This is a genomic window from Candidatus Methylomirabilota bacterium, assembly GCA_036001065.1.
GTDB lineage: Bacteria > Methylomirabilota > Methylomirabilia > Rokubacteriales > CSP1-6 > MNEF01.
Genome location: DASYUQ010000038.1, coordinates 1 through 9,416, shown reverse-complemented (window position 1 = coordinate 9,416; position 9,416 = coordinate 1). Strand labels below are relative to the sequence as shown.

The window sequence follows — 9,416 nt, the reverse complement described above, 5'->3', positions numbered from 1 at the left end:
GCGCGCCTTCAAGGACGCGCTCGGCGATTCCGTCTTCCGTGAGCAGTACCTCGACGCGGTCACCTGTCTCGTCCGCGAGCAGGAGCGCGCCGGGCTCGACATCGTCACCGACGGCGACTCGCGCTTCGACCTCACCGTCGGGGGCAAGTCGTGGTTCTACTACCCGATCGAGCGGCTGCGCGGCCTCACCGGCCACCAGGATCGCTCGACCGCCGGCGGCTGGACGACCCTCCGGCCCGGGCACATCCTCTACGAGGTGATGGAGGCCTACCAGCCGGCGATCGTCGGCGACAAGATCGGCGCCGGCCCGCTCGACTACGCCTCCCTCTGGAAGGTCGCCCAGCGCTGCACCGACCGCCCGGTGAAGTTCGGCGCCATCAGCGCCCAGACGCTGGCCAAGATGCTCGTCAACCAGCACTACGCCTCCGAGCGCGAGCTGATCCTGGACCTGGCCGACGTCTTCAACGCCGAGCTGCGCGCGGTGGCCAAGGCCGGCTGCCAGGTGGTCCAGGTCGAGGAGCCGCGCCACCACATCTCCGGCGCCGACGGCAGCGCCACCGACAAGGATCTGCAGTTCTTCACCGATGCGATCAACCGCGAGATCAAGGGCGTGGAGACCGAGGTCTGGCTGCACACCTGCTGGGGCAATCCGAACCAGCAGCCGCTCCACTGGGAGCGCCCGTCGTACGAGCGCGCGCTCCCCTACCTGCTCCAGACCAACGCCGACGTGGTCACGCTGGAGTGCGCGTCGACCGGCGGCCGGGATCTCCCGCTCCTCGGGAAATACCGGACCGACAAGAAGATCGCCATCGGCGTGGTGAGCCACACCATCACCGCCGTGGAGCCGCCCGACGTGGTGGCGACCCTGATCCGCAAGGCGCTCGAGCACGTTCCCCCGGAGCGCCTGATCCTCTCCACCGACTGCGGCTTCGGGCGCGAGGGGCTGGCCCGGCGGATCGCCTTCTACAAGAGCGTGGCCATCAACCTCGGCGCCAACCTGGTGCGCCGCGAGCTGAAGCTGCCGGAGGTCCCGATCCCCGCCGCCGACCCGCGGTTGTCCTTCGCGGGCTGAGCCGATGACGCCGCGGCCGTTCCGGATCCACGTCGCCGACGAGGTGCTGGCCGATCTCCGCGCGCGCCTCGGGCGCGTACGCTGGCCCGACGAGATCCCCGGCGCCGGGTGGCGCTACGGCACCGACCTCGCCTATCTCAAAGAATTGGTCGCCTACTGGCGCGACAAGTACGACTGGCGGGCCCACGAAGCTCAGCTCAACCGGTTCCGGCAGTTCACCGTCTCTCTCGGGGGGATCGATCTCCACTTCATCCACGAGCCCGGCGTCGGCCCGGCGCCGCTGCCCCTGCTGCTGTCGCACGGCTGGCCCGGCTCCATCGTGGAGTTCCAGCGGCTCCTGCCGATGCTCACCGATCCCGCCCGCTTCGGCGGTGATCCCGCCGACGCCTTCACCGTGGTGGCCCCGTCGCTGCCGGGCTACACGTTTTCCTTCCGCCCCCACCAGCCGCGCTTCGGCATCGTCGAGATCGCCGATCTCTTCGCCGCGCTGATGACCGACGGGCTCGGCTACCGCCGCTTCGCCGCCCAGGGCGGTGACTGGGGGGCTTTCATCACCTCGCGCCTGGGCCTCGCCTACCCGGACCGTCTGGTCGGCATCCACGTGAACCTACTCGCCGTGCGCCGGGAGTTCACGCCGCCGCCGGATCCGACCGACGAGGACCGCGCCTTCGAGCAGGAGCTCGCACACTGGCGGCACGAGGAGAGCGGCTACCAGTGGATCCAGGGCACCAAACCCCAGACGCTCGCCTACGCCCTCACCGATTCGCCGGTCGGGCTCGCCGCCTGGATCGTCGAGAAGTTCCGGACGTGGAGCGATTGCAGCGGCGACCTGGACCAGCGGTTCGGCAAGGACCTGCTGCTCACCAACGTGATGCTCTACTGGGTGACCGGCGCCATCGGCTCGTCCTTCTGGCCCTACTACGATCGCTTCCACGGGCCGTGGCCGATCCCCGAAGCCCAGCGCATCACGGTGCCCACCGCGTACGCCGAGTTCCCGAGTGAGATCCTCCACCCGCCGCGGCGCCTCGCCGAGCGCGTCTACAACATCCGGCGCTGGACGAAGATGCCGGCGGGCGGCCACTTCGCCGCGTTGGAGGAGCCGGCGGCGCTGGCCGCCGACATCCGCGCGTTCTTCCGCGAGCTGCGCTGATTATGGCCTGACCACCTTCGTCCCACGGTTCCGGTGGAAGTCGGCCATCCCACGGGCGAACACGACCATTTCCTGCGGAGAGACGGTGGCTGTGACGACACAGCCGCTCGCGGAAGTGTCGGCCGACATGTGCTGCCGTTCGGGGCGGTCGGACTCTCCCCGAGCCCTACTTCTTTGGGGGGGCTGCTGCTGGGGGCCGGATACTGGAGCCTCCCCGAGGGGGGTTAGCAAGGGCCTGGGGGCTCACCGGCCGCTGAGGCTGATAGCCCCTCTTCTCCGGAGGTTCGGCCGGCCGCGGGGGCAGGGGCTGATACCCTTCACGAACGCGTGCAGGCGAAGTCATCGCGTTACCTCCGCCGTGATTTTACTCCTGAAACTGCAAGAACTCGATGGCACGGATGGCCTCCCCTCGAATCCACACGCCGCGATTCATCGGCACCGGCTGCCAAGGGCCGTCGTCCTCGACCCTGTAGAGCTGCTCGAGGAAGAGGTCTCGCTCCGCGGCGTCCGAGGAGGCAAACGACCGAGCGCTGAAGATCCCCGCTACCGTGGAGCCATCCGCGAGGGTGACCAGCACCCAGGATCCTGTCGAGTGGCTGAAGACGTAGTCCCATGCCGTCGGAACCGGGTGTGGACGGTGTAGACCCCGTAGCGCGCTAGGAGCCGACGGACGACGGCCCGCTGGCTGAGGAGCCCGGTGGTTACTCCGAAAGCGACTGGAGAAACGAGCAGAATGAAGAACCAGGCAAGCGCAGCCATATACGGCTGCGCCAGTACCCCGGCCCGGACGAAGAGCAAGTAGATGAGCCACGACCAGAACGCGTAGTTGAAAGCGCTAAGAGTCAGGAATCTCACCCACGCCCGGTCGGCACGATCCTCGCGACGGCGGAGGAAGAGGTGTAGGACTGACTCCCAGATGAATCCCGGGACGAGGAACGCGGTTGTGAAAAACACGGCGTCGAAGGATGTGAAGGTCATCGCCGAGGCGCTCTCCCTTGGATTCTATCGCCACCTCGGCGGCACCTTCAATGTCACGAGATCGATACAGTCCTCAAGAAAGCAACCCATCTAGGTCTCCATCGCGAACGTGCGCGCGACGTTGGCGAGGACACTCCACAGTACATGCAGGCTCGTGGCCGGAGCGCGTCGTCCCACTCGCGCAGCGGCGCGGCCGTGGGTGCACCGCCCGGAGATCGTCGGTCCCGAGACGGCGTGATCCGGCCGCTCAGCGCCAGCGGCCGGGGATCGACATCCCGCACGAGGGGCAGGACCCGGAGGTCGGCGTCAGCACGTCCCTGACGATCCGGTAGCCCGCGCGCTCGATCAGCAGCGTCCGGCAGGACGGGCAGCGGGTGTTCTCGAAGGGCCCGACGCGGCCGGGCAGGTTGCCGGCGTAGACGTAGCGCAGGCCCTCGGTCACGCCGATCTCGGCGGCCCGCAGGAGCGTCTGGGCGGCGGTCTGGTCCCGATCCGTCATCTTGTAGTCGGGGTGGAACGCCGTGACGTGCCACGGGATATCCGGCGAGACCGAGACCAGGAACCGCGCGATGTCCCTGAGCTCCTCGTCGGAGTCGTTGAACCCCGGGATGACCAGCGTGACGATCTCGAGCCAGAACCCTTTTTCGAAGACCAGCCGGATCGAGTCCAGCACCGTCTGCAGCAGCCCACCGAGCTTACGGTAGCGTCTGTCGTCGAAGCCCTTGAGGTCGACCTTGTAGAGGTCGACCCAGGGGCGGATGTACTCGAGCACCTCCGGCGTCGCGTTGCCGTTGGACACGTACGAGCAAGCCAGCCCGCGCGCCTTGCCCTCCCGGAAGACCTCGACGGCCCACTCGCTCGTGATGAGCGGCTCGTTGTAGGTCGAGGTGAGAATCCGGGCGCGGTGTCGGAGCGCGAGGTCGACGATCTGCTGAGGCGTGACGATCTCCGGCGGGACGCCGGCGGCGGGATCGCGGAGCGCCTGGGAGGTCAGATGGTTCTGACAGAAACCACAGTGATAATCGCATCCGAGCATGCCGAACGAGAGCGCACGCGCGCCCGGGTAGGCGTGGAAGAACGGCTTCTTCTCGACGGGATCGAGCTGGAGCGCGGCGACGTACCCCGAGGGGACCATCAGCCGCCCATCCTCGTTCCAGCGCACCTTGCAGACGCCGCGCTGGCCGGGCAGGATCAGGCAGCGGTGGCCGCAGGCGTAGCAGCGCACGCGCCCTTCGGGCAGGCGCTCGTAGAGCTCGCCCTCGCGCGCCAGCCGCGCGAGCACGTCCTCGAGCGTGACCGACGGTTTGCTCGCCATCAGGCGCGGATCGACTCCGGCATGATCTCTTCGGACAATAGTTCAGCCAAACTCCGACAGAGTCAACGCATCGGCTTCGCCACACCGCCTCGGGCGCTTTCCGTGACCGGGCGCCGGGACGACAATAGGTCGCCATGCGACACCTTTCCTCGGCCGCACTCCTCGTCCTATCCGCCCACCTGCTCCTGGGGGGCTGCCAGCCCGCCCCGCCGCGCGCGGAGCCCGTCACGCTCGTCTTCAAGCACGCCAGGATCCTGGGCCCCTCCGATCCCCTGCCCGGTCTCCTCCGCGAGTTCGAGGCCCGCCACCCCGGCGTGCGCGTCAAGAGCGAGTCGCTCCCCTGGAGCACGGACGAGCAGCATCAGTTCTACGCGATCAACCTGGAGGGCGGCGGCCCGGCCTTCGACGTCATGATGCTCGACGTCATCTGGGTGCCCGAGTTCGCCCAGGCGCGATGGCTGCTGGACCTCACCGAGCTGATGCCGCGGGGGGAGCTGGCGGCCCACTTTCCGGCGGCGGTAGAGCCGGCGACGTGGGGCGGGCGCGTGTGGGCGATGCCGTGGATCATGAACGTGGGCCTCCTCTACTATCGCGCCGATCTCCTGGCCCGCTACGGCCTAGGGCCGCCGGAGACGTACGAGGCGCTGGTGGCCCAGGTCAAGCAGATCCAGGCTGGCCAGCGCGATGCCCGCCTCGACGGCTTCCTCTGGCAGGGCAAGCAGTACGAGGGCCTGATCGTGAATCTGCTCGAGGGGCTCTGGGCGAACGGCACGCGGCTCGTCGGTGAGGATGGAAGCCTCTTCCCCGATCCGGCCCGGGCCGAGGACGTCCTCGTCTTTCTCCGCCGGCTGATCGACACCGGCGTGAGCCCGCCGTGGGTGACCGCCGCGGACGAGGAGCTCTCCCGGCGCGCCTTCGGCGACGGGCGGGCCATCTTCCTCAGGAACTGGCCGTACGCGATGGACCTCTTCGAGCTGCCGGAGTCGCCCGTCCGCGGCAAAGTGGGCATCGCGCCGCTGCCGCGGCACGCTCACGGCGCCCGCGGCACCGGCGCCACCGGCGGCGCGCACCTCGGCGTCGATCGCCGTACGCGGCATCCCGAGGCGGCCGTCGCGCTCGTTCGCTTCCTCGCCAGCGCCGCCGCCCAGAAGACCATGGCCGCCGGCGTGGCGCTCAACCCGACCCGCACGGCGCTCTATCGCGACGCCGACCTGGTGCGCAGCCACCCCCACCTGCCCCTGATCGGCGCGCTGACCGCCGCCGCCCGGCCCCGCCCGGTCACGCCGTACTACTTGATGCTCTCGTCCACGCTGCAGCCGGAGGTCTCCGCGGTCCTGGTGAAGGTCAAGACGCCGGGCGACGCCATCGCGCAGGCGCGGCGGACCGTCAGCTACATGCTGCGCGACGTCCGATGACCCCGCGCCAGCGCGCCGACCGGCGAGCGGGGCTGCTCTTCCTCGCCCCCGCGCTCCTGGCCCTCGCCCTCCTCACCGTCTATCCGAGCGTGTGGGTGCTCTGGCTCTCGCTCGAGCGCCGGATCCCCGTCTTCGGCGTGGCGCGCTTCGTCGGCCTCTCCAACTACGAGTTCCTGGCCGGGGACCCGCGTCTGTGGAACGCCGCGTGGGTCACGCTCGCCTTCACGGGCGCCTCGGTGGCCCTGGAGCTCCTGCTGGGCGTCCTGGTGGCGCTGGCCCTGTCGGGGCAGCGCGCGGGACGGCGGACCGCGCTGGCGTTGCTGCTGTTGGCCTGGGCGCTGCCGTCGGTGGTCACCGCGAAGCTCTTCGAGTGGCTCTATCACCCCTCGGCCGGGTTGGTGAACTTCCTGCTGGGCGGACGATCCCTCAACTGGCTCGGCGACCCACACCTGGCGCTGCCGGGGCTGATCCTCGCCGACGTGTGGCGGACGACGCCCTTCGTCGCGCTGCTCTGCTATGCCCGGCTCCTCACGATCCCCGGCGCGCTGTACGAGGCCGCCCAGGTGGACGGCGCCGGGCGCTTGGCCATGCTGGGGCGGATCACCTTCCCGCTGCTCCGCCGCGTGCTCCTGATCGCGCTCCTCTTCCGCACGCTGGACGCGCTGCGGGCGTTCGACCTCATGTTCGTGCTCACCGGGGGCGGCCCCGCCTCCACCACGGAGACGCTGACCGTGTACGCCTACCGCAGCCTGTTCCAGACGCTCCAGCTCGGCTTCGGCTCGGCCATCGGCGTGATCGTGTTCGCGCTGGTCATGGCCACCGCCTGGATCTACCTGCGCGTCCTGCGCCGCCAGGGGATGGCCGCGTGAGAGGCGGCCAGCGCATCCGCGACGGCCTCGTGCTGCTGCTGCTGGTCGCCTACGCGGCGCCCTTCTTCTGGCAGCTCCTGACGTCGTTCAAGCCCGAGACCGAGCTCCTGGTCCTGCCGCCGCTCTGGCCGACGCGGCCGACGCTGGCCCACTACGCGGTGGTGCTCCGGGAGAGCCTGCTCCCCCGCGCGCTCCTGAACAGCCTGGTCGTGGCCACGCTTACCGTCGCGCTGGCACTCGGGCTGGGGCTCTTCGGCGCCTATGCGCTGGCGCGGCTGCCGGTCCCGGGCAAGGGGGCGCTCATGCTGGGCATCGTCGCCAGCACGGCCTTCCCCCAGATCGCCACCGTCAGCCCGCTCTACCTGCTCCTGCGCGCCCTCGGGCTGCGCGACACCTGGACGGCGCTCGTCCTCGCCAACACCTCGTTCGCGCTGCCGCTGATCATCTGGCTGCTGGCCGGCTTCATCCGCGAGATCCCCGACGAGATCGAAGAAGCGGCCGCGCTCGACGGCGCCGGCCGCCTCCAGACGCTGGGCTTCGTCGTGCTGCCGCTGGTGGCGCCGGCGCTGGCCTCGGCGGCGCTGCTGACCTTCCTCTCCAGCTGGAACGAGTTCCTCTTCGCCTATACCTTCACCGCCACCGAGGCGAGCCGGACGGTGCCGGTGGCGCTGGCGCTCTTTCCGGGCGTCTTCGAGGTCCCCTGGGGCGACATCGCCGCCGCCTCGATCCTGGCCAGCCTGCCGCCCGTCGTCATCGTGGTGGGCCTGCAGCGCTACCTGGTCCGCGGCGTCCTGGCCGGCGCGCTCCGGGAATGACGGCGGCCACGGCCGGCGATCAGGCGCGCGGGTGGGGAGCTGTCGCCCGCCCCTCCGCGTGTGACGACCGCGGCGGCGTAGCCGACGACCTGGGCGTAATCGCCGGTCGCGTCGCCCGAGGTCGCGTAGCGCAGAACCTCTAAACGATCGGCCCCCAGCTCCCGGGCCGCCCACAGCACGGCCGCCAGCGCGCCGATCCCGCAGGCGAAGCCTCTGCCCTCCTCCTCGGCGCGCAGCACCGCGTCCGGATCGAAGGCCTCCAGGCGGCGCAAGAGCTCGGCGTCGAACTTCTCCGCGCGCGGCTGCGGGTAATAGTGAGAGAGATCGGTGCTGGCGATCAGCAGCGCCGAATGGTCCTCCAGCGTCCGCGCCAGCGCCCGTCCCAGGCCCCGCGCCACCTCGCGGCGCTGGTCGCGCACCATCACCGGAACCAGGCGGAAGGCCTTGGGGAGCGCGCGCTGCAGGAAGGGCAGCTCGATCTCCAGCGAGTGTTCCCGGTCGTTCCTGACGGGGATCAGCCCGAAGCCCAGCTCGTCCCGGACGTGGACATCGAGCCGCCGCACGACATCGGGATCGATGGGGACGTCACCGAGGGGCGTGGCGTAGGCGCGGTGGCCCGACGTCAGCAGGGCCCCGTCGAATGGATCATGCATGGGGCCGACGATGGCGACGAGGTCCGGCGTCAGCTGCCGTGTCGTCCCGAAGGCATAACCGGCGACCGGCCCCGAATACCGGTGCCCGGCGTGCGGGGCCACCAGCGCCACCACCGCGCCGGCGGCCGCCGGGGGGCGGGCGGCGCTGAGATGGCCGTCCACCGTCGTCGCCAGCTCGCGCGGATCCGCCGGGTACCAGCCGCCGGCCAGCGGCGAGGGCCGCACATCGGCGGGCGGCCTCACCGGCGATGGTCCTCGGCAGCGTCCTGCGGCTCGAAGCCCACCACGGCCCGGGCGTGGTCGACGTCGCGGTAGCTCCATTTGTTGTTGGAGACCACGTAGAAGATGTCGAAGGCCACGCTGGCCGGCGCCTCGAGGCACCGCTCGATCATCCGCGCGATGTCGCGCTGGCTGCACCAGACCGAGAAGTCCCGCAGCGACAGCGGCCGGTCCTCGGCGATGACGTGACCGATGCGCAGGCAGATCACCGAGAGCCCGTGCGTATCGGCGTAGTGGCGGGCCAGCGCCTCGCCCCACACCTTGCTGGCGCCGTAGAGGCCCGCCGGGCGTACGGGGGTCTCGTGGGTCAGCTTCGCCCACCCGGTCACCTCGTCGTAGCGTCCAGCCACCAGCGCCCGGTACGGCATGTCGCGCTCGTACCCGCTGATGGTGGCGCCGCTGGAGGCGAAGATCACCCGCCGGACCCCCGCCCGCCGCGACGCCTCGAAGACGTTGTGGGTGCCGATCACGTTATTTCTGAGCACGTCCGCGAAGGGCGCGCTGCTGCTGGCGATCGCCGCCAGGTGCACGACCGTCTCGACGCCGGCGAAGGCCGGCGCGATGGCGTCGAGGTCGGCGACGTCGGCCTGGTGGCAGCGGACGCCGGGGACGGCACGGCGGTTGAGGGCGCGGAAGTCGTGCGCGCTCCCCAGGTGCTTGAGGAGCGCGCCGCCGATGAGCCCGCTCATGCCCGTCACCAGCACGGCGCGCGGGGCCATCGGCGCCTCAGCTAACCCCGATCCGAAATTCTTTTGGCGAGGAATGTGCGGAAACGCGGCGTCGGTAGCGGCCGTGGCCAGGGTGGGTACGTGCGCACCCACGTCTTCCTATAGAGGCGCTGGCTGCGGTCGAACCATCTCCTGAACACCG

9 protein-coding genes are annotated in these 9,416 nt (G+C 70.2%); 5 read left to right on the top strand and 4 right to left on the bottom strand.

Annotation, left to right across the window (positions count from 1 at the left end; genetic code table 11):
• Positions 1–1,072, top strand: a 1,072-nt coding sequence (locus VGV13_03510) for a cobalamin-independent methionine synthase II family protein (protein ID HEV8640146.1), incomplete at its 5' end; no start/stop codon positions are given.
• 4 nt (positions 1,073–1,076) lie between these two features.
• Positions 1,077–2,222 (top strand): alpha/beta fold hydrolase, encoded by a 1,146-nt coding sequence (locus VGV13_03505; protein ID HEV8640145.1) that lies wholly within the window; start codon positions 1,077–1,079, stop codon positions 2,220–2,222.
• A gap of 364 nt (positions 2,223–2,586) precedes the next feature.
• Here VGV13_03505 and VGV13_03500 read toward each other — a convergent pair whose 3' ends face one another.
• The gene (locus tag VGV13_03500) at positions 2,587–3,033 is read right to left on the bottom strand and encodes a DUF6338 family protein (protein ID HEV8640144.1); all 447 of its coding nucleotides are present in this window, start codon (positions 3,031–3,033) and stop codon (positions 2,587–2,589) included.
• A 414-nt stretch (positions 3,034–3,447) separates the two neighbouring features.
• Positions 3,448–4,515: an AmmeMemoRadiSam system radical SAM enzyme gene (amrS, locus tag VGV13_03495; GenBank protein HEV8640143.1), complete on the bottom strand. Its 1,068-nt coding sequence runs from the start codon at positions 4,513–4,515 to the stop codon at positions 3,448–3,450.
• A 134-nt stretch (positions 4,516–4,649) separates the two neighbouring features.
• On the opposite strand from amrS, the gene VGV13_03490 reads away from it, so the two are divergent.
• The 3 genes from VGV13_03490 to VGV13_03480 are packed head-to-tail and all read left to right on the top strand — an operon-like array spanning position 4,650 to position 7,614.
• Positions 4,650–5,930 (top strand): ABC transporter substrate-binding protein, encoded by a 1,281-nt coding sequence (locus VGV13_03490; GenBank protein ID HEV8640142.1) that lies wholly within the window; start codon positions 4,650–4,652, stop codon positions 5,928–5,930.
• Positions 5,927–6,799, top strand: a complete 873-nt coding sequence (locus VGV13_03485) for a sugar ABC transporter permease (protein ID HEV8640141.1) — start codon at positions 5,927–5,929, stop codon at positions 6,797–6,799. The genes VGV13_03490 and VGV13_03485 overlap by 4 nt, the downstream gene beginning before the upstream one ends.
• A complete protein-coding gene (locus VGV13_03480) occupies positions 6,796–7,614 on the top strand; it encodes a carbohydrate ABC transporter permease (protein ID HEV8640140.1) in 819 nt (272 codons plus the stop codon). Before VGV13_03485 ends, VGV13_03480 begins: the two co-directional genes overlap by 4 nt.
• On the opposite strand, the gene amrB is transcribed toward VGV13_03480, so the two are convergent.
• Together amrB and VGV13_03470 are read right to left on the bottom strand one after the other, a co-directional pair.
• Complete coding sequence (gene amrB, locus VGV13_03475) at positions 7,572–8,510, bottom strand: AmmeMemoRadiSam system protein B (protein HEV8640139.1); 939 nt, start codon at positions 8,508–8,510, stop codon at positions 7,572–7,574. The genes VGV13_03480 and amrB overlap by 43 nt on opposite strands.
• On the bottom strand, positions 8,507–9,265 hold the full coding sequence (locus VGV13_03470) for an NAD(P)-dependent oxidoreductase (GenBank protein HEV8640138.1): 759 nt from the start codon (positions 9,263–9,265) through the stop codon (positions 8,507–8,509). The genes amrB and VGV13_03470 overlap by 4 nt, the downstream gene beginning before the upstream one ends.
• Between the last annotated feature and the right edge of the window lie 151 nt (positions 9,266–9,416).